A 25,974-nucleotide genomic window follows, 5' to 3' on the forward strand; every position below is an offset into this window, starting at 1 on the left:
GAAAAAGGAGCCGAACATATCGGCTCCTTCGTTATGCAGACGTTTTTCGTTCTTCTGTTTCTTGAATAATTCTTCCGTCCGTCCCGATTAACTTTGGCATGCTGTTATTTAAAACAGTATCTTTTGTAATGATACACTTTGAAATATCTTCTCTTGAAGGCAAATCGAACATTACATCCAGCATAATGCTTTCGATGATGGAACGCAATCCACGTGCACCCGTTTTTCTTTCGATTGCTTTTTTTGCGATTTCAACAAGTGCTTCTTGTTCAAATTCTAATTCAACATGATCAAGTTCCATCATTTTTTGATATTGTTTGACGAGCGCATTTTTCGGCTTCGTCAAAATTTGAATTAACGCTTCTTCGTCAAGAGGTTCCAGACTTGCGATAACCGGTAAACGGCCGATGAATTCCGGAATTAATCCGAACTTCAGCAAATCTTCCGGAACCACTTTGGAAAGCAGATCTTTTTCTTCGATTTCTCCTTTCGTTGGATCCGATCCGAAACCGATCACTTTTTGACCGAGACGGCGTTTGATAATTTGTTCAATGCCGTCAAAGGCCCCGCCGCAAATAAACAAAATATTGGTCGTATCAATTTGGATAAATTCTTGATGAGGATGTTTTCTTCCTCCTTGAGGCGGAACACTTGCCACTGTTCCTTCCAAAATCTTTAATAAAGCCTGTTGAACTCCTTCACCGGAAACATCCCTGGTGATGGACGGATTTTCCGATTTTCTGGCGACTTTATCGATCTCATCAATATAAATAATTCCTTTTTCCGCTTTTTCTACATCATAGTCGGCGGCTTGAATCAGTTTCAAAAGAATATTTTCTACATCTTCTCCGACATACCCTGCTTCCGTAAGAGAAGTCGCATCGGCAATCGCAAAAGGAACATTTAAGATGCGCGCTAATGTTTGCGCTAACAAAGTCTTGCCGCTCCCAGTAGGACCGATTAAACAAATATTACTCTTTGCCAGTTCTACATCGTCGACTTTACTGTTGGAGTTGATCCGCTTATAGTGGTTATAGACAGCAACAGCCAAAGATTTCTTCGCTTGGTCTTGCCCAATGACGTATTCATCGAGAATTTCACGGATTTCACGCGGCTTCGGCACATCCTTAAACTCTACTTCTTCCTCGGTTCCCAATTCTTCTTCCACAATTTCCGTACACAATTCGATGCATTCATCACATATATAAACACCCGGTCCGGCGACCAGCTTACGGACCTGGTCTTGTGTTTTGCCACAGAAAGAACATTTCAGTTGTCCTTTCTCATCACTGAATTTAAACAATTTACTTCACCCCTCAATTCTTCTTAAACCAATTATTGCCGAGTCTTCGCTTTGCCACGTTCCGTTGTTTCAAAGCCCTCAAAGAGTTATGTACAGCATTTTAACACATTTTACACAAGACACGAAATAAAAAGCTTAGTGTTATATATAATGTGCAATATGCCGAGCTCATTACCAAAATATTTTAAAAATATTTTATGTATTGGTGTATAAAACAAGGCACGTATAACCCGCGCCTTGTTTTATACCGTTTTACTACTATTATGCAACAACTTTTGCATTTTCTACAAGAAATTCAACTGCTTTATTGATTCTTAAATCTGCTTTTAAGTTTTCCAGATCGCCGAGTACTTTCTTAATGTCTTCTACTGATAGGTTAAATTGATCGGCCATTCTTTGCAATTCTTTTTCTACATCTTCTTCGCTAGCTTCGATATTTTCTGCTTTCGCAATGGCTTCAAGCGTCAAGCTTGTCCGAACACGAGTTTCAGCATTTTCTTTCATTTGATTGCGAAGATCTTCTTCCGTTTGACCGGAGAATTGATAATACAATTCAAGGTTCATTCCTTGAGCGGAAAGGTTTTGAGAAAACTCTTGCATCATCCGGTCAATTTCATTTTCGATCATGACTTCAGGAATATCGATTTCTGCATTGGCTGTTGCTTTTTCAACCACTGCATCTTGCAATGCATGTTCCGCTTCATGTTCTTTTTGATGTTTCAAACGATCTTTTATTTTTGCTTTCAAATCTTCCAACGTTTCTGCTTCTTCATCCACATCTTTTGCAAATTCATCATCAAGCTCAGGTAATACTTTCGCTTTTACTTCATGAACTTTCACTTTAAACACGGCAGGTTTTCCAGCAAGCTCTTCAGCATGGTATTCTTCAGGGAATGTGACTTCCACATCTTTTTCATCCCCTGCTTTCGTTCCGATTAATTGATCTTCAAAGCCAGGAATGAAAGAGCCGGAACCTAGTTCAAGCGAATAATTTTCCGCTTTACCGCCTTCAAACGGCTCGCCGTCAACAAACCCTTCGAAATCAATAACAACCGTATCTCCTTCTTCTGCTTTGCCGTCTTCTTTTACGACAAGTTCAGCATAGCGTTCTTGCAATGCTTTTAATTCATTTTCAACATCTTCGTCTGTTACTTCTGTATCTACTTTTTCCACTTCTAAGTTTTTATACTCGCCCAGTTTTACTTCCGGTTTAACTGTGACAGTTGCTTTAAAAATTAACTCTTTTCCTTTTTCCAGTTGTTCGATGTCGATTTCCGGACGATCAACCGGTTCAATTCCGGATTCTTCAACCGCTTTTGCATAAGCTTCCGGCAAGATATAATCGAGCGCGTCTTGGTAAAGCGATTCTACTCCGAATCGTTTTTCAAACAGAGGACGCGGTATTTTTCCTTTGCGGAAACCAGGGACATTGATCGTTTTGACGACTTTTTTGAAAGCATAGTCCAATCCCTCATTCACTTTGTCGGCATCCACCGTTACAGTAAGGACACCTTGGTTTCCTTCTAGTTTTTCCCATTTCACTGACATACAATTCCCTCCACAACAAATCTATAAGTTGATAGTTGAAAAATGAATCATTTATCAATTTCGTACTTTTAGTGTACAAAAAGAAAGCCAAGCAGAAAAGTACATATTATAACCATTACATTATAACATACGAACTAAGTCTTTCAATAAAAAGCTAAGAGACGGGAGCAGAAAATTCATCTAACTCTTTCAAATAAGCCATGCATTTTTCTCGACCAGCATCGTCATGAGAGAAGAGCTGCGGACACAAAATTTCAGCTTCTTCCGCTTTCCCGTAATATTCACAGGCCAATTGGAGCGTACAGGCAGCCCAAGTGTCCACGCTGAACTCAGGTTCGAATGGATAAAGAAGAAAAAAGTGGCAATTCACCAATTCTGTTAATTGGGAAAACAATACGGGATTAGATTGAGAAACGGCTTCCCCTAATTTGGTTAAAACTTGTTTGTAATAGGACATTTGAAAAACTTCTTCCAACTGATTTGGAATCAATCGTTTTGAAAAATGAAGCTTTCGAACGGAAATTTCTTTATCCACTCCCTTCTCCCTCAATATATTGAGGAGAAGAGTTTTCAAAAATGGATGGGAATGTGCATCCCCGATGATATCAATCAACTCGTCTAGATACGGAGCAATATTTCGTTGAACTAGTTCCGCCGCTTTTAACGTTTGCTGCTCAATTGATTCATCTTCGTAAAACAATTTAGGTGCACGGTCAGAATCAGACTGATAGTCGTTTTCCTCTGACGTAGAAGCCATTTTCCGGCTTATTTGCAGAAGTTTCTCAAAATGATCTTTTTTATCGGAAGGAATTTGGTTTTCCTCACAGAGAGCAGATAGCGTAATGTAAGCTCGCTGATATTCCTTCATTTGAAAGAGAATTGATATGTATAAATCCATTACATCGTAATAATCGCCGTTTCCCAATTGAAGCATTTCTTCGCACAATTCTTTCGCCTCATCATATTGACCACATTCATAAAGGGCAAGCAACAAGGCCATTTGAATCTCATCGTCACCGGGATCCTCAGAAAAATGCAAAGCCTTTATAAGAAAATCAGAAGCTTCTTCATAATTTTTTTCCTGCAAAGCTTGGATTCCCTTTTCAACCAATCTTTCCCGTGTACCAGGCAATACAACAACATTATCAAATCTTTGGAGATTTTTCTTTCTTCTGCCCATTCTTATATGAACCGCCTTTTTCAAATGGAGTTGCCATAAGTTTAGCACGGAAACGCAGAAAAAACAAAAGAAATCGTTTTCGCAATCGCTTTGGCAAGTTTTCCCCAGCACATTCGACTAAAGCTGACTTTATCAACAAAAGCTTAATGACTTCCATGATCATCCATCCAGTATCTCGCTCTCATATTTATCATACTTTTCTTGTGAATCGGCCACTTTCTTTCGCGTTGTTCATGCCGATAATGATTTTACTTTGAATATGCCCGACCTTGTTTTTCTTAATGCCTGCCAGCTGCACTTTTCTTTCGGATATGATTTTATATAAATTCATATATTTTATCAAAACGAAAAATGGCGTGAAGTCAACAGTGTTTGTCCAACGCCAATCAAAAGTCTAATTTTACCTATGACATTAATGACCCTCTATGTTTGTCCTATATCATTTCATCTTTTCATCATAGGATAAGACTAGCCTTTAAAACGATATGTGTTCATATGCCTATACTTACGGAGATATGACATTTCGAAAAGAGAGGGATCATAATTTGGATTGGTTCACACTTTTTATAATTATCAATCTCATTGGAATCAGTTCTAATTTGGATAACACGACTGTAGGAATAGCGTATGGTCTAAAAAAAATTCGATTTCCTTTTTGGATTAACTTCATTGTCAATTTGATTGGATTTGTCACTGCATTAGTTGGTGTATATTTAGGATCATTTATTTCTAGATATATTTCTTCGGAGGAGGCTGCGTGGGTTTCATTCAGTGTCTTATGCAGCATTGGTCTATTTATTGTTTATAGTGAATACGGTCATCAATTGATTTTCGGTAAAAAACAACATATAAAGATTCAAAATCTTGGAATCCGTCAAGGCATCTTTCTCGGATTCATTCTTTCCTTTTCAAATATTATCACTGGTTTCGGGGCGGCCATTTCCAATCATTTATTTATCTGGCCCACAGTAATCAGCATCACCATATGGGGAATTATCACGATTTGGCTTGGTAATAAAATCGGAAAGGGAACGATCTCCAAACTATTAGGTAAATACTCATCTCTTGTTTCCGGGCTTCTTTTTATCTTGGTGGCATTTTATCAAATTTTGTAATCATGCCGCATCACTTCACTTCCGATTTTGCTCTAATCAATCATTCAAACACTCCAGCCGAAGTTAAATCTTTGTTTCCTTTTATTTTGGTCGCTTCTTTATTATCCGCCGTTTTCCCGGCATACAAAAAACGCCTTGCCATTGTGTGTAGCCTCCTTTAACGGCTACCGTCGAACGATACGTTACATATCGTCCAACGTTCACTAGGCAAGACGTTCATCGTCTCGGCAGCATTTAGCGTTATTTTAACGCTTATGTAAACGTCACAATACCGCATGAATACTGCGTTTATACAATTTTAGCGTCCCAGGAGAGATTCGAACTCCCGACCGACGGCTTAGAAGGCCGCTGCTCTATCCAGCTGAGCTACTGGGACATTTTTTCAATTTCATCAAGGACATTTTTAATTATATTAACATCCAAAATAAATGTCAATCATTTTTTTGTACAAACCGAAAAAATTTTTTCCCGTTTTTATAAAAAGTTGAAAAAGAACATTCGATTATTTTTTCAGATAAAGAAGAACAAAAGGCAAAACCATTGCCAGTTTGTTCTTCTCTATGTATTAAATGCCGCTTGTCAATCCGTTAACAGCTGATGTTGTTCGTTATAAAAATAAACAACCGAATCGTCTCCATCCAATTCCACGATTGCATAGGTTCTTTCTTTTCTACCTCGCGGCAAGAGAATGCTCCCTGGGTTCAAAAACAACGTTTCGCCTATTTTTTCCGCTACCGCTTGATGAGAATGACCGAAAAACACAAAATCAGCTTTGTTTGCTTTTGCTTTCTGTTTCAGTTTCGAGAAAGACGCTTTGACATCGTAGCGGTGCCCATGTGTCATGAATATTCTCTTACCCTTTATCTCTTCCACGATATCATAAGGATAGCGATCATCCATATCGCAATTTCCTCTAACCACAATATAGCCTTTCATTACTTCACTGTCTGCCGGAAGTTCAGAATCACCACAATGAAACATGGCATCCATCTCTTGCTCGTAGCGTGCTTTTAAATCTTTTAAAATTTCCGTGTCCCCATGACTGTCACTTACAACTAGAAGCTTCATAGTACTCTTTCCCTTTCCAATTGTTCCAATATCGTTCTCATTTTTGCCAACGCTTTAGCGCGGTGGCTGATTTTATTTTTTTCATTTGGAAGCAATTCCGCCATCGTACGCTCATAACCTTGGACAAAGAAAATAGGGTCATATCCGAACCCATTTGTCCCTTTTTTCTCAAAGGTGATGAATCCTTCACATGTCCCGTTCACTGTTATGGTTTCTCGTCCCGGAATTGCAAGAGCCAGAGCACAATAAAAACGAGCTGTCCGTTTCGAAAGAGGAACTCCTTCCAATTCCCTTAACACCTTTTGTTTATTGGCTTCATCATCTTTTTCAGGACCTGCGTATCTGGCCGAATACACGCCCGGCCGGCCGTCTAACGCGTCAATCACCAAACCTGAATCATCTGCCATAACCATGGCTTTTGTCTCTTTCATGACCGATTCCGCTTTGATGATCGCATTTTCTTCAAATGTCGCACCCGTTTCCTCGATTTCCGGGAATTCAGGAAAATCAAGAAGCGTTTTTACCTGAATCTGAAACGGTTGAAACATTTGCTCAAATTCAAGCGCTTTCCCCTTATTTTTCGTGGCGATCACAATTTCTCGCATCATCGATTTGCTTCTCCAACTTTTGACATATTTCTTTCTATCTTCACTGCTATTTCGCTTAGCGCTTGCTTTTGAATGTCGATCAATTCTTGCAACCCTTTTTCTGCCAATGTCAATAATTCTTGAAGCTGCGAATGGGAAAATGTGGACTCTTCTCCTGTTCCTTGAATTTCTACAAAATCTCCGGATCCAGTCATGACCACATTCATATCCACCATTGCTTCACTATCTTCTTTATAATTTAAATCTAATACAGCTCCCTCTCCTTGTAAAATGCCTACGCTAGTAGCAGCCAGAAAATTGGTTACCGGAAAAGTCGACATTTCTTTTTGAATAGATAATTGATGCAACGCCATTGCCATCGCTACAAAGGCGCCGGTAATCGAAGCGGTGCGTGTTCCGCCATCTGCTTGTATGACATCGCAATCGATCCATACCGTTCTTTCGCCAATGGATTCCAAATCGACAACCGCCCGAAGAGCTCTCCCAATTAATCGTTGAATTTCCATTGTTCTTCCTGATACTTTTCCCTTGGAAGATTCTCTTATATTTCTTTGCTCAGTTGCCCGTGGCAGCATGGAATATTCCGCTGTAATCCATCCTTTACCGGACCCTCTCATAAAAGGGGGAACACGGTCTTCGATACTAGCGGTGCAAATGACCCGTGTATCTCCAACGGTGATAAGCACGGAGCCTTCCGGATGTTTTAAAAAATCCGTATCGATCTTAACCGCTCTTAATTCATTTTTTTGTCTTCCATCTACTCGCACCATAGATCCTCCTTTTAAGCTGCAGCTCCTGTCCCACGGCAAAATCCCCGCAAGGCCGAAACTTCCACCATTACCGTGAGAACGATTTTTTATTGACTCTTCAGTCGCTTCGCTTTTTCGATATGTCCAATAAAAATGAGGTGGCATTTGCCAACCTCTGTTTTGATCTATTATATAATATACCAAAAAAATTTTTTTAGAAACTACCGGTGTTTACATGCTCGGGCCTTGAAACGGTTTCGCTGATGGGTTTTCCTTTGTCGTCTACTAAGTTCGTCTTGCCATCCACTTCAACGGTTACACTTTTAATCCCTTTCTGTTCTGTCAAAGAAAGCACAAGAGGATTTAATGTATTTTTGGAGATCATTTTTTCCTCGAAACTGCCTAAAATCGATTTATTAAAATTTAATGTGACTTTTCCATCCTTCACCACCGGAGCACTAATCAGTTTCACATCCGGCATAAATTCGCTTACCAGTTCAGACGAAGGGCTTGGTCCTTTGATGAGCTCATTGACGACCGCCGTAACATTATCTTTATTATTGTTGCTCACTCTTTTTGTGACGGGGACGTAATAATAATTCTCTCCGTCTTGAGCTAAATAATAAACGGTGATCGGTCTTGTATTCGTGATGTCGACCACGTTTTCAACATCCCAATTAATTCCGATGTTTCTGGATAATCCATTTGGATCAATCGCTGTCCCATCCACTGGCATTTCTTTTAATGGCTGGCCGTTCACTCTCAGTTCGACTTTTTTCACCGCGTCAAACTGCGTCAACGTCCAAGTAATAGCCTGCAAAATTTTCTTTTCGTCTTCCGCTTTGTACTCTTTAAATTCAGGAGAAAAGTCCGCGATGGCCTTTCCATCTTTAATTTGAACGCTTCGTACTTCCGTGCCGGCCGGCAGCACCGCCCTGAACCCGTTCGGAAGCATATTTGACACCGGCCCGTCGTCTACCAGATATTCAAGCGCTTCTTTGGCGATGCTTTTCGTTTTGGGAAGCGGCAGCGTCTGCGATACTACATAACCGTTTTTATCTATCAGATACAAATCTGTCATCATTACGTCTTCTTTTTTCATGTCCTGAGCAGATTGATGTTGCAATTCTTTTAAGGACCCGTCCTCTTTTAAATAAGTTACTTTTTGCGGTGGATCAATGTTCTCTTTCTTTTCATTGCTGCCGAGCAATCCGCATCCTGTCAAATAAATAGACGATAAAATGACAGCCGCCGCGACGAGAGTTTTCTTTTTGACCATCATGAAACCTCCTCACACAGTTTGTACTACATGTATACGAGCTGGTGAGGAAAATTAGACCGTTTTCCAAAAGAAATTCGCCGCAGTTTAAAAAACGAGTTCATTTTCATCTAAACGAATCGTAGAAACATCTATCGTTGGATCTTGGAGCCAATCGGAAGCGATCTTATAAAACAGCTCTTTAGATCCAGTTGTAAAGAATCGATTAGGGAGACAAGATTTCTCCATGTTTAAAAGTTCTTTATAATGCAATATGGCGCTCACTTCTCTTGCTGTTTCTTCTCCTGAACTAATCACCGCAACATTTTCGCCCATGAATGACGAAATAATGGGTTCAAGAAGCGGATAATGAGTGCAGCCTAATATCAACGTATCCAATTGTTTATCTTTGAGCGGCAGCAATGTTTCCGCTACAATTTTTTTGGCCATGGCACTATGATATTCCCCGCTTTCTACCAAAGGAACAAACTTAGGACATGCAAGCGGAAAGATCTTTACATTCTTATTGATAGAATGAAGAGCTTTTTCATACGCACGGCTTTTAATGGTGCCGATCGTACCTAGAACCCCAATACGAAAATGTTTTGACATTTTAATAGCCGCTCTCGCTCCGGGATGAATGACTCCAATAACCGGAATGTCGAGTGCTTCTCTAATCTCGTCGAGAACAGCAGCCGTTGCTGTATTGCAAGCGATCACGAGCATCTTGATATCATAACGAAGCAAATAGCGGGTCATTTCCCAAGTAAATTGTTTGACCTCTTCCACGGGTCTAGGTCCATAAGGACATCTGGCTGTGTCACCAATATAATATATCGTTTCATGAGGGAGCTGCCTCATGATCTCAATAGCAACTGTAAGACCCCCAACTCCGGAATCTATTACACCTATTGGCCTGTTTATCAATGTATCTCGCCTCATTCTTTTGTATTTTCTGGTTGCATCTTTCTGATCATGTCATCCGTTTTAGATGATCACTCTCTAAATATGCGATAAAAACCATTGCTGCTGAAACACTTTTTTCATTTTTTCTGCCTTAAACGGCACGAACGGATCTTCCGCAATATTTTCTTATTGGCAAATGGCAGCGCCGTTTTACAAACGTTTCGTTCGTTTTTTCAATTTCTGAAAAGAAATGCTTCAAAACTCAAAGACTAAATCCTTTATCTCCATGAGCCATTGAGAATGCCTCTTTGTTCTATTTCTTTATGTATATATGAAAATTTTCATTCCTAAACCGACATTCTTTTCGCTCTAAAAGTTTCCTAGTTTCTTCATTTCTTAACGAACTCTATGAGAAAAGAAGCTTCAGCAGTCTATCAAACATTTTCTCGTTTTTTACTTTGTTTTTCAAGAGTGAAGATTCGCCTATTTTTTCACGGAACAATGCGGGAATATCCTTATTTTTCAAAAAACAACAGACAAGAAACTCACTCTTATGGTTAAAAGCCATCCCGGTTTCTTCCAGATGTGTACAACTTTCTTCCATTTTTAATCACTCATCCGTTCCTCAATCGTTGAGGGACTTCCTTTTGTTAAAAGCGTCTTTACATGACCTTTTTGCTTATTAGAAAAACAGCTGTCAAGATATATCCACATGCTTAAACACAACTTTATGGATTATCCAAAGCAAAAGGCCGATCAGCAAACTAGCCCATGCAGGTATTGGAATGACAGGCAGAATATCTTTTAAGAAAAAATAGATGACGAGCGGTAAAAAATAGGCGATCGTAATAGGAAAAACATATCCTAATAATACGCGGACGCTAAATTTCTTAAACGTGGATTCCCTCAGAAACAAAAAAATAATGTCGGTGACAAGACACATAAAAATAGGTGTAAAGAAATAATCAACAGAAAACCCTTTTACCGGAGGCAGATCGGTAAATTGGTTTAACAAAGGATAAATGATCAATCGGGAAATGCCGTCTATGAAAAAAACAATATACAAGCCGATCCCAAAGATGAAGGCAAAACGACTGAACCTGAAATACGATTGTTTGCCCATTGTTTGCACGACTTCTTTGCAATAGGATTCCGGATTTTTGCCAAATACGTCTTCCGCCGACCGCCCTTCTTCTTGGGCGATCAGCAAATGGTCCAGCATTTCCAGCAGCAGTTCCTCCGTCTTTTTTTCCGGAATGGAACTGAGCCGCAAATAAACAAGCATGTTTTCATAATACTTCCTGTTTTCCTCGTTCAATTGCTTCCGTCGTTCATTGTTTACTTGGATCATCTCTTCTGCTGTCATAGTTCTCACTCCTTTGATTCAAAATATGATCGACTGCAACCTTCAGGTCCATCCAATTTTCTTTAAATTCTTCCAACTGTTGTCGCCCTGAATCGGTCAACCGGTAATATTTTCGTTTTGGACCGTTCGGAGAATCTTTCAGAGTTCCAGAAATAAGATTCTCTTTTTGCATGCGCAGAAGCACCGGATAAATGCTTCCTTCACTCACAAACGTCAATCCATACTCGACCAGCTTCATGCTTAATTCATACCCATAAATTTCTTCACGGGCAATCACCGCCAAAATACATCCTTCTAAAACTCCTTTCAGCAATTGACTTTTTAATGACAAAGATCATTCACCACACATTCCTCTATCTTGCCAAAACTTAGGAAGATCAGAACCATGATCAAACACGGTATCTTGTTAAACAAGTTACCTAACCAAAAAAAGATACTGACTTGCAAAACAAGGTAGTAACTTGAGTATACCAACACAAACGTAAGAAATCAAGATTCATTTTTATTAAATCGGAAAAATTTGTAATCACATGGTTGGATAGTCGGTACCGTCAAGAATTTTGTGTTATGTAAGATAGATAGGGTATCTCTGAAATGGATTTGGAATGGATAGGGGTTCGATTTCCTCCACACAGGAGACTGAATATTCAGTCTCCTGTGTGGAAAGGGAGAATCCCTTTATTTTGTTCGTTTACAATATTTGGTTAGTTATAACGTTTTTCAAACATTTGTTGAAGGGTTTCATAGGCTTCAGCAAAAGTACAGAGTCTTATGCTTACATATCTACTAATTTTTAACAGAAATGATTTTTTGTTAGCGATTACATGCTTATTATTATCAAATAGTTTATATATTTTGAATGCTTCTTAAAAGATGGAGAATGGATAAAATTTCTATCTAATTACCTATGCTTTTATTACTTATTCAGCCAGAAAAATGGAAAAAAATACTGTTAAAATATTGTTAAATATTTGTGTATTTTGTTGAAAATTGGTTATTCAAATGAACAACAGGTCTCAAATTTAACCAAAAAGCCTTACTTTGCAGGGGTTTCTGTCATAAGAGTTATAAATACCCATTTTCACTTTCTATAGGAATATAATGATTTCGATTTCTTATGATGAGCATTTTGCATATTTTTTGACCCAAGAGCCATAAGGATTTCAAAGACATAAAAAAGGACTTCACCCCTAAAATGTAGAATTTTTGAAGTGACGAAACAACAAAAAATTCAAAAGGAGGAAGTCACTTTGTATATTCTACAAGAAAGCCTATTTTCCTTTGAAGAACTGCAAAAATTAGAGTCAAAAGAGAAATTACCTATCTTTTTTAGCTCGCTTGATTTACGCCCTTATGCTAAACAGTTGAGAAGTTCTTCACCCCGAGGGGCTGACGGTCATTCCAGAGAAGGGATTCTAAGGGCTCTCATCGCTGCCCCACTCGAAGGCATCGACACCTTTACCGCCCTTCATCATCGATTGGATAAAGACCTTCGTTTCCGTTATCAATGCGGTTTATCGATTGATCGCCCCGCACCGTCTATCTCCACTCTCAGCCGGGTTTTTGCGGCACTTACCAAAAAAAAGCTGGCTGAAAAGATCTTCCTTGACTTGGTACAGTTAGCTCAGGAGGAAGGAATAATTGACGGCAGCCACCAGGCCATCGACAGTGCCGCCATTGATGCCTATGAAAAGAAACAGCCCAAAAAGCGTAGTGAACAAACGGGTAATGCCAATTGGGGCGCAAAATATGATTCCTTCGGCAATAAAATTACCTGGTTTGGCTATAAGATGCATCTTTCAGTCGATACCGCAAGCGAACTGCCAATGGCCATAAAAGTAACCCCTGCCCATGTGAACGATGGAGAAGTCGCACCAGAATTAATAGAGCAAGTGGCAGAGCGTACCAAATCCAAAATTGAATTTCTGATCATGGATGGCGGATATGACCAACTAAAAAACTATGAATCAGCCAAAAACATTGGAGCGCAAGCCATTATCCCGCTCAATTTGCGCAACGAAAAAGAGCCTCCTGAAGGGATTTCTTCCAATGGAACTCCGCGTTGTTCCATGGGTTATGAAATGACTTATTGGGGAGCTGATAAGGACCAGCTCAAGTTCAGATGTCCTCACGCAACCGGCAAAGTGGATTGCCCATTAGGAATGGCAGCCTGTTCATCTTCCAACTATGGAATGGTGGTAAAAGTCGACATCAAAAAGGATGTGCGCCGATATTCCAATCCGCACCGTGATACAAAACGTTGGAAAGAGCTTTACAACGAGAGGACAAGTGTAGAACGCTGTAATTCAAGAATGAAAAGCTACCTTACGGCGAACTCCCTACATGTATGGGGAATTGAGAAAGTAAAGAGCCATATTTACCTGAACGCTATTGTATTACTTGTTTCAGCGCTAGCGATGGCAAAGGAAAATAAAGGGAAGAAAGCCGCTTAAAAAAATTCAATGTGAAAAATTCTGCAGGTATGCCCAAAAACAGGATTATTGTAATATTTTGTAAAATAACATGCTGGTAGCTATTTGTCGAGTGCTTTATTTTTTATACTTTTATCCAAAAAATCTAATTTTGCAAAATGCTCATGATATTTCTCGTAATTTTTCTCTTGTTTACAAAAAAGCTTTTGAATAAAAATGAATTAACATTTTACGTTTTAATCCGATAAACACAGATCAAATTGGATCGAGAAAGAAGTTTTCTGAATACCAAAGACGATCCTGTTATTTCTGCTTTTACTAATTTGTTTCCATTCATCACAACATCGGGGATTTTAAAACATAGCCAAATCTTATTGAAATTATATAAGTAAGTAACCGCGCAAAAACAAGAGATTGCCCCAAAAGGAAATCCCACCATTTCGAAGCAATCTCTTCATTCTATTTAGGAGACTATATATTCTTTTTAAACAAATCGAGCTGAATGGTTAGACTGATAGCCGCTTACAATTTTGCCATCCACCATCTCAAGCCACAGATCGATTGAAAACGTGATTTGAACATGTGTTTTCCGATCTACGTCACAAATTTCTCCTTCAGTTGTCCCCTTCGCTCTATCCTTTTTCAACCATTCCTCCGTTGTAAGATGGGCTTTTCCTTCAAAAAAATGCACACCTAAACAAAAAGATAGGACTGGAAGTGTTAAAAAATTCCACATAGGCCAGTCCATTGTTCCTCTTCGAAAAAACAGCTGCCATCAGATGCACGGCAAATGAATTCTAAAAGGCTACAGCATCTGAAAGAACTGATTTACTTGAATGCTCCATTCTGTTCACCGGCTCTCAACATCTTTCTAACAAATGTTGATAAAAGGTTCATTTATATTATCCTTATCAACGAAAAGCAGCTGTCCCTCATTTAAATGCAAGTCCTTTGGTGCTTGGATTAAAGCATTGATGTCTAATAAAGATCCAAGATTCATAAAAAGGTATTTGCTAATATTTGGCCTTGTTTGAAATCATTCATCCATGATAAACTCAAAAATTTATGGAATAAACAGCTTCAAAAACTGCGCATTCAATAATCGTTGGTTGTACAGTGTTAAAATCGTTGGGATCATACAGATAGATGAAAGCACAATAATGAACTTATCTGTTAATGATCCGAAAAATCACCTATAGTCGTCCATTGACGCATTTAAGTATGGACAGACAGACAACCGGCATGCCCATTGACACGCCGGTCGCCGCTATAGTTTTAATTCACCCATACGTAGGAGTTCGACTACTGCTTGAGAACGACCTCTGACACCTAATTTTTGCATGGCATTCGAAATATGGTTCCGGACAGTTTTCTCGCTGATGAATAGTTCTTTGGCGATTTCTTTTGTTGTTTTATCTTGAACCAATAGCTCGAAAACTTCTTTTTCTCTTTTGGTCAGCAATGGTTTATGTGAAAATTCGCGATCCTTCAACTATAATTACCCTCCTTGCCTTCGCCAGCTTTAAAACAAAAGGGATGGGTCTAGCGTCGTCATGATATCATATGAAAAATCCAACATATCAGTGACTTCACAAAGGCAAGGGTTGCGAAATAGGCGAAAAATAGTTTTTTCTCCTAAGACATTCGCTTCAGTCTGCCATCATCGTTCTTTTTTAAGAACAGCATGATCGATCACTGTCCGACAAAAATAATACAATCCCCCACCTGACCATTTTTCTTTCATTGTATTCTTATATGCTCATACTGCGTTTTTATGATTCACTTCTAAAATGTGGATTCCATGTAAGGTATTGTTTTAGCTCAAGTGATTAAATATGGTATAAAATCCTTTCCGAAAAATTCTCATCATCAAAAGAAAAGGGCATTCTCATCTCACCATATAAAATTCACATATGAATCTGACTAACTGTCGCTCATTAAGGCAATATGATCTATTCTGGACTTTAGGTCTGTAAAAAAAGCCTCCAACACTTGGTTGAAGGCTTTTGGAAGGATATTACACCATATAATCGCTTCCGAAGAATTTTTTAAAGGAATGGATGGTCGTTTCTCTATTTAGCGCCGCAATGGAAGTTGTAAGCGGGATGCCTTTCGGGCATGCTTGTACACAGTTTTGCGCATTTCCGCAGTTTGCAAGACCGCCATCCCCCATGATAGCATCAAGACGTTCGTCTTTGTGCATAGCACCTGTTGGATGCGCGTTGAATAACCGCACTTGAGATAGCGGGGCAGGTCCCATAAAGTTTGAATGGCTGTTTACATTTGGGCACGCCTCCAAGCATACACCGCAAGTCATACATTTGGATAGTTCATAAGCCCATTGACGTTTTTTCTCCGGCATCCGCGGACCAGGTCCTAGATCCCAAGTTCCATCAATCGGAATCCACGCTTTTACTTTTTTCAACGAATCAAACATACGGCTGCGATCGATTTGCAAATCGCGAATAACCGGAAATGTTTTCATCGGCGCAAGACGAACGGGTTGTTCCAATTTGTCGATCAAAGCAGCACATGCTTGACGCGGTTTTCCATTGATCACCATCGAACAAGCTCCGCATACTTCTTCCAGACAGTTCATATCCCAAGCAACCGGAGTTGTTTTTTCCCCTTTAGCATTGACCGGATTGCGGCGAATTTCCATCAAGCAGGAAATTACATTCAAATTGGGACGGTAAGGGATTTCAAACTCTTCTTCATAAGGGGCTGAGTCCGGATTGTCTTGACGAGTTACAATTAAGCGGATCGTTTTCTTTTCACTCATCACTATGTCGCCTCTTTCTCAATAGATTAGTGTTTTTTCGTGTAGTCGCGAACACGCGGTTTAATCAAAGAAATGTCTACATCTTCATAGTGGAAAGCTGGAGCACTGTCTTCTCCTGTAAATTTCGCCATTGTTGTTTTCAGCCATTCCTCGTCGTTACGATCAGGGAATTCTGGTTTATAATGAGCACCGCGGCTTTCATTGCGGTTATATGCTCCAATCGTAATCACTCGTGCAAGATGAAGCATGTTCTTCAATTGGCGCGTAAAGCTGGCCCCTTGGTTGCTCCACTTAGCTGTATCGTTAATGTTAATGTTTTTCCAACGTTCCATCAGTTCGACAATTTTTTCATCCGTTTTGAGCAATTTATCGTTGTAACGAACAACTGTAACGTTTGCCGTCATCCATTCACCGAGTTCTTTATGGAGAACGTAAGCATTTTCCGTTCCGTCCATCTTCATAATTTGATTCCATTTTTCTTCTTCTCGTTTTCTGTAACGATCAAATACAGTAGAAGAAATAGCATCAGAGCTTTTTTCCAATCCGTTGATGTATTTTACGGCATTTGGTCCGGCCACCATTCCACCGTAAATGGCGGATAGTAAAGAATTGGCTCCTAAGCGGTTCGCTCCGTGTTGTGAGTAATCGCATTCTCCTGCTGCAAATACCCCCGGAATATTCGTTTGTTGTTCATAGTCCACCCATAGTCCACCCATTGAATAGTGAACGGCCGGGAATACTTTCATTGGAACTTTATGTGGATCTTCTCCCATGAATTTTTCGTAGATTTCGATAATACCGCCCAGTTTTACATCCAGTTCATGCGGGTCTTTGTGGGAAAGATCGAGGTATACCATGTTTTCCCCATTGATTCCTAGTTTCAAATCAACACAGACGTGGAAAATTTCACGTGTCGCTATATCACGCGGAACGAGGTTTCCATAAGCCGGATATTTTTCTTCAAGGAAATACCACGGTTTTCCATCTTTATATGTCCATACACGTCCGCCTTCACCACGGGCCGATTCGCTCATTAGACGAAGTTTATCATCGCCCGGTATGGCGGTCGGGTGGATTTGTATAAATTCACCGTTCGCATAATATGCGCCTTGTTGATAAACGATTGATGCAGCAGAACCAGTGTTGATCATGGAGTTCGTCGATTTCCCGAAAATGATTCCCGGTCCCCCGGAAGCCATAATAACGGCATCAGCAGGGAATGATTGAATTTCCATCGTCGTCAAGTTTTGTGCAACGATGCCTCGGCAAATTCCTTCATCATCCAAGACAAGACCAAGAAATTCCCATCCTTCATATTTCGTTACCAATCCCGCCACTTCATGTCGACGAACTTGTTCATCAAGAGCGTATAATAGTTGTTGTCCCGTTGTAGCACCGGCATAAGCTGTGCGGTGATGTTGAGTTCCTCCGAAACGGCGGAAATCAAGCAATCCTTCCGGTGTCCGGTTAAACATAACGCCCATGCGGTCAAACAGCGAGATAATTCCAGGCGCCGCTTCACACATTGCTTTTACAGGAGGCTGATTGGCTAAAAAGTCTCCTCCGTAAATCGTGTCATCAAAATGAATCCATGGCGAATCTCCTTCACCTTTTGTATTGACAGCTCCGTTAATGCCACCTTGAGCACAAACAGAGTGAGAACGCTTTACCGGAACTAATGAAAATATATCCACCGGAGTTCCTAACTCCGCTATTTTCACTGTTGCCATTAAGCCGGCTAAGCCGCCTCCAACTACGATGATCTTTCCTTTACTCATGGACACTCACTCCTTTTTTACCTAATGATGTACATCATCCATCTGCCTATCTCATACAAAAGCGAACAAAGCAGAAAGGCCGACATACGAAAGCAATACGAATACCAACAGTGAAACATACGTGAAAACGCGTTGAGAACGAGGCGTCACAATGATTCCCCAACTTACGCAGAAAGACCATAAGCCGTTCGAAAAATGGAAAATGGCCGATACAACCCCTACTATGTAAAAAGCTAGCATATATGGATTTGATAGAATATTAGCTACCATATCATAGTTAACTTCTTCCCCCATGGCTGCTTGAACGCGTGTTTCCCAAACGTGCCATACAACAAAGATGAGCGTGAAAATTCCTGTTAAACGCTGCAAGAAAAACATCCAATTTCGGAAATAACCGAAATTTCCCAAATTATTTTTCGCCGTAAACGCAATATATAAGCCGTAAATTGCGTGATATAAGAGCGGCAAAAAGATTAACACGATCTCCAATAAATAAAGCAACGGCAAGCTTTCCATAAACTTCGCCGCACGGTTAAAAGATTCCGCTCCCCTAGTGGCAAAATGGTTCACAATCAAGTGTTCAGTCAGGAATAATCCTATCGGAATTACACCTAGTAAAGAATGAAGCCTTCGATTAAAAAATTCACGATTTCCTGCCATACGGTACCCCCCTTGGTTATGAGCCGCCAATCAACATTTCTACAAAAAGAAATGTTTTCTGGCAACTGCCATCATTTTGTAACAATTATTTGACAAGTTCATTGTAACCCCATCACTGGAAAGCGTCAAGAAAACGTCTACATATTTTTCTATATTAATAAAATGACCAATTATAAAAAAAGTCGATCAATTCAACAGAATGTATTTTAGCAGAATATAAATATTTTTCAGCTTAGAGACAAATATTCCACACCTATAAAAAATCGATCGTGGAATGAAAAAAAGTTTTTTCATCTCCATCAGTCTTGTATATAATGGATACAGAAAGTAGGGATTTCAAATGGAGAATCATAAAGACATTATTCCACAAGAGCCGCAATCTGTTTCGATGTTCGCCTATGAGCTGTACCGGGATATTTTGTTACCGGAAATATTCGGCAAAGACACGGCGGACATTTTCTATTGGGCAGGAAAACAGCTTGCAAGAAAATTTCCTCTTCTATCTATAGATGAAATCTGCTCTTTTTTTGAAGAAGCTTGCTGGGGAACGCTCCAGGTGATAAAAGAAGAAAAAAAAGAGTTGCTGTTTGAATTATCAGGTCCTATTGTATTACGAAAATTTGACATATATTCTGAACCATTTTTTTCGTTGGAAGCAGGTTTTTTAGCGGAACAAATTCAAACGCAGAAAAACGTGACTGCCGAAGCGATAGAAGAGGTACATAAACGTTCCAAAAAAGTCCGTCTTCTCGTGAAATGGGAATAACGGCATCTTTTCTCGTCTATTTGCATTAAAATAGTTGTCTTAGAAACTATGGTTTCGAGAATCTGCTTTCCCCAGCTTCTTTCTTTTTTCTACATAAGCCAAAAAGACGGATGGGCAATAAAACATCCGTCTTTTAATCATTTGACAACGATCAGATCGTCGCTTTTGTTTTTTGTTGAGCCAGCCCAAAACCGTCATGAAGGACTTGAGCGGCTTTTTCCATATCTTTTTGATCTATGACTGTAGACACTTTAATCTCCGAAGTGCTGACCATTTTGACAGAGATATGGTTTTCAGCCAAAATGGCAAACATTTCAGCGGCAACTCCTGGGTTGGAAATCATTCCGGATCCCACAATCGATACTTTTGCCAGTCCTTCCTCATATGTAATCGAATCAAATCCAAGCTTTTCTTTATTTCGTTCCAATACATGGATGGTGTCATGCAAATCATCCGTTTTGATAGAGAACGACACACTGCCAGTTTGATCATGGATGCGGCTTTGAATAATAATATCGACGTTAATGCCATGATCCGCCAGAACTCCGAAAATGGAGGATAAGCTGTTGATTTCATCCTTTAAGCCTTCTACGGTAATTCTCGTAATGTCATCTTCAAATGCTACGCCTCTTACCACCAAATTCTGTTCCATCGATATTTCCTCCTCAATGATCGTTCCATTTTCCCTTTCCATGCTCGATCTTACAACAAGCGGGATGCTGTAATTTTTTGCAAATTCGACCGCGCGCGGATGCAAAACACCTGCTCCTAAATTGGCTAACTCCAACATTTCATCATAAGAAATGGAAGAAAGTTTTCTCGCCCCTTTGATATATCTTGGATCTGAGGTGAACACGCCAGTCACATCGGTATAAATGTCGCAGCGTTCCGCTTTCAACGCCGCCGCCAGCGCCACCGCCGTTGTATCCGATCCTCCTCGCCCGAGAGTCGTAATTTCACCGTCTTCTGTGACGCCTTGAAAACCGGCTACGACCACTATCTTTCCTTCCTCAAGCAAACTAGTCAGCTTTTTTGTTTCAATCTTGAGTATACGCGCATTCCCGTGAAGTTTTTCCGTCTGAATGCCGGCTTGCCATCCAGTGAATGAAATGGCCTCAAACCCTTTTTTGATCAAAGCAGTTGTCAAGAGCGAAATCGTCACCTGTTCTCCAGTCGACAGCAACATATCCATTTCCCTTTTGGGAGGATGATCATCGATGGCCTTAGCGAGTTGGACAAGCTGGTCGGTCGTTTTCCCCATTGCGGAAACGACTACCACCACATCATTTCCTCTCTTTTTTTCTTCGATTACACGATTGGCCACATTGAAAATTCTGTCTATATCACCGACAGATGTTCCTCCAAATTTTTGAACAATGAGTCCCAACAAAGATCCCCTGCCTTTTCATTGATTCACTTCTAAAACGCAAACAGGCAATGAGAACCAAATCTCATTGCCTGTGAAGATGTAATAAGAAAATACATCAAGCGTGAGATAGCTCTCCAAGACGATTCCATCTTGACAGTTCTGCATTTCTTAAACACAGAACCAGCAGAAAAAGGAATGAGCCTTTCACTGCTTCGGCGGCCGTCCCCTTTCCAAACTTTTCATGGAAGCTCATTCTTCTCCAAGCTTGTACTCTTGAACTCCGCGCCTCTATCATCACTTTTACGTATGAAAGTGATTTTATTTAATTTTAGGATATTATAGCATAATGGGATTTTTATGACAACGCGCTATTTCAACTTTTCCTTAATGTTGCGGGCGATCTTTTCGGGAATACCGATTTTCGTAAACTCTTCTAATTCTGCTTCTTTCATTCTTTTTAATGATCCGAAATGTTTTAGCAGAAGTTTTTTCCTTTTCGGTCCGACTCCCTCAATATCATCAAGTGCGGATCGAAAAGCTGTTTTTCCCCTCAGCTGCCGATGAAAGGTAATGGCAAAACGATGCACTTCATCCTGAATTCTTTGCAGCAAATAAAACTCTTGACTGTTCCGCTTTAATGGGACAATCTGCAGAGGATCGCCAAATAATAACTCTGATGTGCGGTGTTTTTCATCTTTGGCAAGCCCTGCAACCGGAATCGACAAATTGAGTTCATTTTCCAATACATCTTTTGCGGCTTCGACTTGCCCTTTTCCACCATCGATCAAAATTAAATCGGGAAGCGGCAATTGTTCCTTTAATACCCTTGTATATCGTCTTCGAACCACTTCTCTCATCGATTCATAATCGTCCGGACCTTGAACGGATTTAATCTTATATTTGCGATACTCCTTCTTTTCAGGTTTTCCATCGATAAAAACAACCATGGCGGAAACAGGATCCGTGCCTTGAATATTCGAATTATCAAATGCTTCAATTCGCAATGGGGTGGATATTCCCATCGCTGCCCCTAGTTTTTCAACCGCTTTGATCGTTCTTTCTTCGTCTCTTTCGATAAGCGAGAATTTTTCTTGAAGAGCGATCGCCGCATTTTTTACCGCCATCTTAACTAATTCTTTTTTTTGCCCTTTTTTCGGCTGAATCATTTTGACTTGGATCAGTTGTTCCGCCAACTCGATGTCCACGTTTTCAGGCAGCAAAATTTCTTTCGGCTTAATATGATGGGCTTTGGAATAAAATTGTCCGAGAAAGGTTAAAAATTCTTCCTCATCTTCATTGTAAATGGGGAACATCGAAACATCTCTTTCGATCAGCTTCCCCTGTCTGACAAAAAAGACTTGAACACACATCCAACCTTTGTCAACGGCATAACCGAATACATCACGGTCCGTAAAGTCGTTCGTTGTTATTTTTTGTTTTTCCATCGTCGCCTCGATATGGGCAATTTGATCCCGATATTCTTTTGCTCGTTCAAATTCGAGATTTTCCGCCGCTTCAGACATCTTTTTCATCAATTCATCTTTAATCTCTTGATAGCCGCCATTTAAGAAACGGGTAATTTCCTCCGTCATTTTTTTGTACGTTTCTTCCGGGACATGATTGACACAAGGAGCTAAACATTGGCCTAAATGATAATATAAGCAGACTCGATCGGGAAGAGTGGAACATTTTCGCAAAGGGTATAGCCTATCGAGCAGCTTTTTCGTATCATTCGCCGCTCCCACATTCGGATAGGGTCCGAAATATTTGCCTTTATCTTTTTTTACCTTTCTTGTTGTAATCAGGCGAGGATGCCGTTCCGCTGTCAATTTTATATAAGGATAGCTTTTGTCATCCTTGAGCATGACATTATATTTCGGATCATGCTTCTTTATTAAATTCATTTCCAATATTAACGCTTCAATGTTAGAAGAGGTTACAATATATTCAAAGTCTTCAATCTCGTTGACCAGCCGCTGGGTTTTCCCGTCATGAGACCCGGTGAAATAAGAACGAACCCGATTTTTCAACACTTTTGCTTTTCCGACGTAAATGATCGTTCCATGACGGTCTTTCATTAAATAGCAGCCAGGCTGGTCGGGAAGAAGAGCTAATTTATGCTTGATTATATCGTTCATGATCGCCACCTCCTGGACCACCTGGTGAACCAATTTCACTTTCATCTGTTTGTAGTGAGAGCTTCTTTAAAGACTCGTATATTTTAGCTGAACGATTGCCTATATACAAGAACCATTTTATGTTTTCCCATGTTCAAAAACGTTCATGTTCATACATTGGATCGCCAACACCATTTTCGTTTCTTCTGTATTGATTCGTTTCACCGTGAAAATGGGAGACTTCTCGCAAACGAATGGAGAAAACAATCACGCACCCGCTTTTTTCTTGCTTTGGCTGTTTTGGCATGCATACTCGGCGATTCACCCGCCATTCTTCTCATTTTAAGAAGGCTACCCTTTCCAAATGAAACGGGTCACCCTATTCCATTTGGAAAAAGCAAAACAGCCATTTTCAAGAAAACGGTTGTCATCGTCCTGTTGAGACACTCGTTAATATTCCTTTCATTGAAAAAAGTTAAGTCTTTTCCATTTCATGAAAAACCAAAATCATGCTGATCCAAAATAAAAAGGCAAGCCCTCAACTCAATAACATTGAGATGCTTACCTTCGATTTTACCGCATTCCTCGAAATGACGGAGAATTATGAGTGCGGCAACATTCATTAAGCGTGTTTATTAATGAGTTCAGTTAACGCTTCTTTCGGTTGATATCCGATGACTTTATCCACTATTTCTCCATCTTTAAACAAGAATAAAGTCGGGATACTCATAACACCGAATTTTCTGGCCGTTTCTTGGTTTTCATCCACGTCCAGTTTCACGATCTTTAATTTATCATTCATTTCTGCATCAATTTCTTCCAAAACTGGAGCAATCATTTTACAAGGTCCGCACCACGGAGCCCAAAAATCGGCTAAAACAAGACCGCTGCTTGTTTCAGAATCAAATGTTTGATCAGTAGCTTTAACAATAGCCATTATTACCAATCCTCCTTATTTCCTTTCAGGTACTAGGGACAGTATACCATCCTTTAAATTGGAATGCTAATTTTTTGTTTGCAATTTGCATTTTCCCCGATCTACTTGAATTCTATTCTTTATCTCTATTACAAAAGCAGCGGACGAACGTTTTTAATCAAACATCCAATCAAAAAACGGCCTCGACAAATCCATGGCCGTTTTTTGATTGGCTTACGAAGAAGCTATCTTTAATTTTTTGAATTCTTCTGTCAATATCGGCACTACTTGGAATAAGTCTCCAACGATTCCGTAGTCGGCTACGCTAAAAATATTTGCTTCCGGATCTTTATTAATGGCTACAATCACTTTTGAATTGGACATCCCGGCCAAATGCTGAATGGCTCCCGATATGCCGCAAGCAATATAAAGATCAGGCGTAACCACTTTTCCCGTTTGTCCAATTTGCATAGAGTAGTCGCAATATCCCGCATCACACGCTCCTCGAGAAGCTCCCACCGCACCGCCAAGGACATCCGCCAGTTCTTTCAGCACTTTAAAGCCCTCTGCGCTTTTTACGCCGCGTCCCCCGGAAACAATCACTTTAGCTTCCGTTAAATCTACTCCTTCGCTCGCTTTCCGCACCACTTCTTTTACCACGGTGCGTATGTCTTTAATATCGGCTTGAACAGATGTGACTTCGCCGGTCCGGGATTCATCTTTTTCAAGAGGTATAATATTATTCGGGCGGACTGTAGCAAAAACGATTCCATCCGTGACTATTTTCTTTTCAAACGCTTTTCCCGAATATATCGGGCGAGTAAAGACGATGTTTCCCCCTGCAATTTCGACCGCCGTCGCGTCGGAAATCAGCCCTGTATTCAGTTTGCTGGCGATCTTGGGGGACAAATCTTTCCCCAGTGCCGTATGACCAAAGACAATGCCATCTGGCTTTTCGGATTCGACCACTGCCAAAAAAGCTTGAGCATATCCATCTGGTGTATATTGTTTTAATTGTTCATTCTCAACCACAACCACTCGATCCGCTCCGTAATGGATGAGCTGTTTCCCTAAGCTGTTTACTGAATCACCTATGATGACGCCAACTACTTCTCCGCCTTCCGCTATTGTTTTACCCGCAGACAAAGCTTCAAACGAAATGTTTCTGAGTGCTCCTTCACGAACTTCTCCTAATACCAACACTTTTCGTGCCATATTCGACCCTCCTGTTTCTTGTTCCCTTTCCATTACACTACTTTTGCTTCCGTATGCAGCAATTGAACCAGCTCTTTTACTTGATCACTTAAATCGCCTTCCAATATTTTTCCTGTTTCTTTTTTTGGAGGCAGAAACACTTCAATCGTTTTCGTTTTTGGTTCAACATCCTCTTCTTCAAGATCCAAATCATCCAGTTCTAATTCATCAAGCGGCTTTTTCTTCGCTTTCATGATTCCGGGAAGCGACGGATAACGAGGTTCGTTTAATCCTTGCTGTGCCGTTACGAGCAACGGCAGGAAAGTTTCAATGACTTCCGAATCCCCTTCCACATCACGGATCAATTTTGCTTGCGTCCCCTTTATTTCAATCTCTGTGATCGTTGTCACATATGGAATACCTAATAGTTCTGCTACACGCGGCCCCACTTGCCCGCTGCCGCCGTCTATCGCCACATTCCCCGCTAAAATCACATCCGCCTCTTTATCTTTTAAAAATTCAGCCAAAATTTTCGCCGTTGTAAATTGGTCCCCGTCTTCTAAATCGTCTTCAACATTGATTAAAACCGCTTTGTCAGCTCCCATTGCAAGAGCAGTGCGCAGTTGTTTTTCACTTTCTTCACCTCCGACGGTTACAACAGTCACTTCTCCGCCGTGAGCATCACGGATTTGAATAGCTTCTTCAACGGCGTATTCATCATATGGATTGATGATGAATTCCGCACCCTCTTCATCAATGGATCCATTGGTAATCGTGATTTTTTCTTCCGTGTCAAACGTTCTTTTTAACAACACAAAGATGTTCATTCGTCTCCCTCCTGTATCATAATATTCATCCT

At 40.2% G+C, this 25,974-nt stretch carries 25 protein-coding genes, 1 tRNA gene and 1 riboswitch; of the genes, 3 read left to right on the forward strand and 23 right to left on the reverse strand.

Annotation, left to right across the window (positions count from 1 at the left end):
* Window positions 1–31: 31 nt before the first annotated feature.
* The 4 genes from clpX to N1I87_RS12995 form a co-directional block, all read right to left on the reverse strand.
* Entirely contained in the window at window positions 32–1,303 is a 1,272-nt protein-coding gene (gene clpX, locus N1I87_RS12980) for an ATP-dependent protease ATP-binding subunit ClpX (protein ID WP_003355551.1), read from the reverse strand.
* A gap of 261 nt (window positions 1,304–1,564) precedes the next feature.
* Window positions 1,565–2,851, reverse strand: a complete 1,287-nt coding sequence (tig, locus tag N1I87_RS12985) for a trigger factor (RefSeq protein WP_341102159.1) — start codon at window positions 2,849–2,851, stop codon at window positions 1,565–1,567.
* Between the two features lie 154 nt (window positions 2,852–3,005).
* Complete coding sequence (locus N1I87_RS12990; RefSeq protein ID WP_341102162.1) at window positions 3,006–4,031, reverse strand: tetratricopeptide repeat protein; 1,026 nt, start codon at window positions 4,029–4,031, stop codon at window positions 3,006–3,008.
* Entirely contained in the window at window positions 3,997–4,188 is a 192-nt protein-coding gene (locus tag N1I87_RS12995; protein WP_341102165.1) for a hypothetical protein, read from the reverse strand. Before N1I87_RS12995 ends, N1I87_RS12990 begins: the two co-directional genes overlap by 35 nt.
* A 388-nt stretch (window positions 4,189–4,576) precedes the next feature.
* Here N1I87_RS12995 and N1I87_RS13000 point away from each other — a divergent pair, with 388 nt between their 5' ends.
* A complete protein-coding gene (locus N1I87_RS13000) occupies window positions 4,577–5,146 on the forward strand; it encodes a manganese efflux pump MntP (protein ID WP_341102166.1) in 570 nt (189 codons plus the stop codon).
* Window positions 5,147–5,448: 302 nt separating this feature from the next.
* On the opposite strand, the gene N1I87_RS13005 is transcribed toward N1I87_RS13000, so the two are convergent.
* From N1I87_RS13005 to N1I87_RS13040, 8 genes are all read right to left on the reverse strand, one after another.
* Window positions 5,449–5,522 (reverse strand) — tRNA-Arg (locus N1I87_RS13005).
* A gap of 203 nt (window positions 5,523–5,725) precedes the next feature.
* Window positions 5,726–6,214 (reverse strand): metallophosphoesterase, encoded by a 489-nt coding sequence (locus tag N1I87_RS13010; RefSeq protein ID WP_048623786.1) that lies wholly within the window; start codon window positions 6,212–6,214, stop codon window positions 5,726–5,728.
* Entirely contained in the window at window positions 6,211–6,819 is a 609-nt protein-coding gene (locus N1I87_RS13015; RefSeq protein WP_341103391.1) for an XTP/dITP diphosphatase, read from the reverse strand. The genes N1I87_RS13010 and N1I87_RS13015 overlap by 4 nt, the downstream gene beginning before the upstream one ends.
* On the reverse strand, window positions 6,819–7,589 hold the full coding sequence (gene rph / locus N1I87_RS13020) for a ribonuclease PH (RefSeq protein ID WP_341102168.1): 771 nt from the start codon (window positions 7,587–7,589) through the stop codon (window positions 6,819–6,821). The genes N1I87_RS13015 and rph overlap by 1 nt, the downstream gene beginning before the upstream one ends.
* Window positions 7,590–7,785: 196 nt before the next feature.
* A complete protein-coding gene (locus N1I87_RS13025; protein ID WP_341102171.1) occupies window positions 7,786–8,853 on the reverse strand; it encodes a GerMN domain-containing protein in 1,068 nt (355 codons plus the stop codon).
* Window positions 8,854–8,937: 84 nt separating this feature from the next.
* The gene (gene racE / locus N1I87_RS13030; RefSeq protein ID WP_048624508.1) at window positions 8,938–9,753 is read right to left on the reverse strand and encodes a glutamate racemase; all 816 of its coding nucleotides are present in this window, start codon (window positions 9,751–9,753) and stop codon (window positions 8,938–8,940) included.
* Between the two features lie 679 nt (window positions 9,754–10,432).
* Window positions 10,433–11,101: a hypothetical protein gene (locus N1I87_RS13035; protein WP_341102174.1), complete on the reverse strand. Its 669-nt coding sequence runs from the start codon at window positions 11,099–11,101 to the stop codon at window positions 10,433–10,435.
* Entirely contained in the window at window positions 11,067–11,432 is a 366-nt protein-coding gene (locus tag N1I87_RS13040) for a PadR family transcriptional regulator (RefSeq protein ID WP_341101333.1), read from the reverse strand. Before N1I87_RS13040 ends, N1I87_RS13035 begins: the two co-directional genes overlap by 35 nt.
* A gap of 919 nt (window positions 11,433–12,351) precedes the next feature.
* Here N1I87_RS13040 and N1I87_RS13045 point away from each other — a divergent pair.
* Window positions 12,352–13,554 (forward strand): transposase, encoded by a 1,203-nt coding sequence (locus N1I87_RS13045; RefSeq protein ID WP_096550413.1) that lies wholly within the window; start codon window positions 12,352–12,354, stop codon window positions 13,552–13,554.
* Window positions 13,555–14,017: 463 nt separating this feature from the next.
* On the opposite strand, the gene N1I87_RS13050 is transcribed toward N1I87_RS13045, so the two are convergent.
* From N1I87_RS13050 to N1I87_RS13070, 5 genes are all read right to left on the reverse strand, one after another.
* Complete coding sequence (locus N1I87_RS13050) at window positions 14,018–14,179, reverse strand: hypothetical protein (RefSeq protein ID WP_327805421.1); 162 nt, start codon at window positions 14,177–14,179, stop codon at window positions 14,018–14,020.
* 621 nt (window positions 14,180–14,800) lie between these two features.
* A complete protein-coding gene (locus N1I87_RS13055) occupies window positions 14,801–15,025 on the reverse strand; it encodes a helix-turn-helix domain-containing protein (RefSeq protein WP_270583742.1) in 225 nt (74 codons plus the stop codon).
* Between the two features lie 525 nt (window positions 15,026–15,550).
* Window positions 15,551–16,315, reverse strand: coding sequence for a succinate dehydrogenase iron-sulfur subunit (gene sdhB / locus N1I87_RS13060; RefSeq protein WP_003355568.1), 765 nt, complete (start codon window positions 16,313–16,315; stop codon window positions 15,551–15,553).
* A gap of 26 nt (window positions 16,316–16,341) precedes the next feature.
* Window positions 16,342–18,093, reverse strand: a complete 1,752-nt coding sequence (sdhA, locus tag N1I87_RS13065; RefSeq protein ID WP_341102176.1) for a succinate dehydrogenase flavoprotein subunit — start codon at window positions 18,091–18,093, stop codon at window positions 16,342–16,344.
* Window positions 18,094–18,144: 51 nt separating this feature from the next.
* A complete protein-coding gene (locus tag N1I87_RS13070) occupies window positions 18,145–18,753 on the reverse strand; it encodes a succinate dehydrogenase cytochrome b558 subunit (protein ID WP_003355571.1) in 609 nt (202 codons plus the stop codon).
* Window positions 18,754–19,093: 340 nt separating this feature from the next.
* On the opposite strand from N1I87_RS13070, the gene N1I87_RS13075 reads away from it, so the two are divergent.
* Complete coding sequence (locus N1I87_RS13075; protein ID WP_003355572.1) at window positions 19,094–19,519, forward strand: YslB family protein; 426 nt, start codon at window positions 19,094–19,096, stop codon at window positions 19,517–19,519.
* 151 nt (window positions 19,520–19,670) lie between these two features.
* Here N1I87_RS13075 and N1I87_RS13080 read toward each other — a convergent pair whose 3' ends face one another.
* The 6 genes from N1I87_RS13080 to N1I87_RS13105 form a co-directional block, all read right to left on the reverse strand.
* On the reverse strand, window positions 19,671–20,906 hold the full coding sequence (locus N1I87_RS13080) for an aspartate kinase (protein ID WP_341102178.1): 1,236 nt from the start codon (window positions 20,904–20,906) through the stop codon (window positions 19,671–19,673).
* A 101-nt stretch (window positions 20,907–21,007) separates the two neighbouring features.
* A riboswitch (Lysine riboswitch) is annotated at window positions 21,008–21,187 on the reverse strand.
* Between the two features lie 69 nt (window positions 21,188–21,256).
* Window positions 21,257–23,026: an excinuclease ABC subunit UvrC gene (gene uvrC, locus N1I87_RS13085; RefSeq protein ID WP_327805422.1), complete on the reverse strand. Its 1,770-nt coding sequence runs from the start codon at window positions 23,024–23,026 to the stop codon at window positions 21,257–21,259.
* A 133-nt stretch (window positions 23,027–23,159) separates the two neighbouring features.
* Entirely contained in the window at window positions 23,160–23,330 is a 171-nt protein-coding gene (locus N1I87_RS13090) for a hypothetical protein (RefSeq protein WP_156179253.1), read from the reverse strand.
* Window positions 23,331–23,627: 297 nt separating this feature from the next.
* Window positions 23,628–23,942, reverse strand: a complete 315-nt coding sequence (gene trxA, locus N1I87_RS13095; RefSeq protein ID WP_003355576.1) for a thioredoxin — start codon at window positions 23,940–23,942, stop codon at window positions 23,628–23,630.
* Between the two features lie 213 nt (window positions 23,943–24,155).
* Window positions 24,156–25,136, reverse strand: a complete 981-nt coding sequence (locus N1I87_RS13100) for an electron transfer flavoprotein subunit alpha/FixB family protein (protein ID WP_270583739.1) — start codon at window positions 25,134–25,136, stop codon at window positions 24,156–24,158.
* Between the two features lie 32 nt (window positions 25,137–25,168).
* The gene (locus N1I87_RS13105) at window positions 25,169–25,942 is read right to left on the reverse strand and encodes an electron transfer flavoprotein subunit beta/FixA family protein (RefSeq protein WP_270583738.1); all 774 of its coding nucleotides are present in this window, start codon (window positions 25,940–25,942) and stop codon (window positions 25,169–25,171) included.
* Window positions 25,943–25,974 lie beyond the last annotated feature (32 nt).

The sequence above is a fragment of the Bacillus sp. FSL W8-0102 genome, from assembly GCF_038007225.1.
GTDB classification, from domain to species: domain Bacteria; phylum Bacillota; class Bacilli; order Bacillales; family DSM-4216; genus Bacillus_O; species Bacillus_O smithii.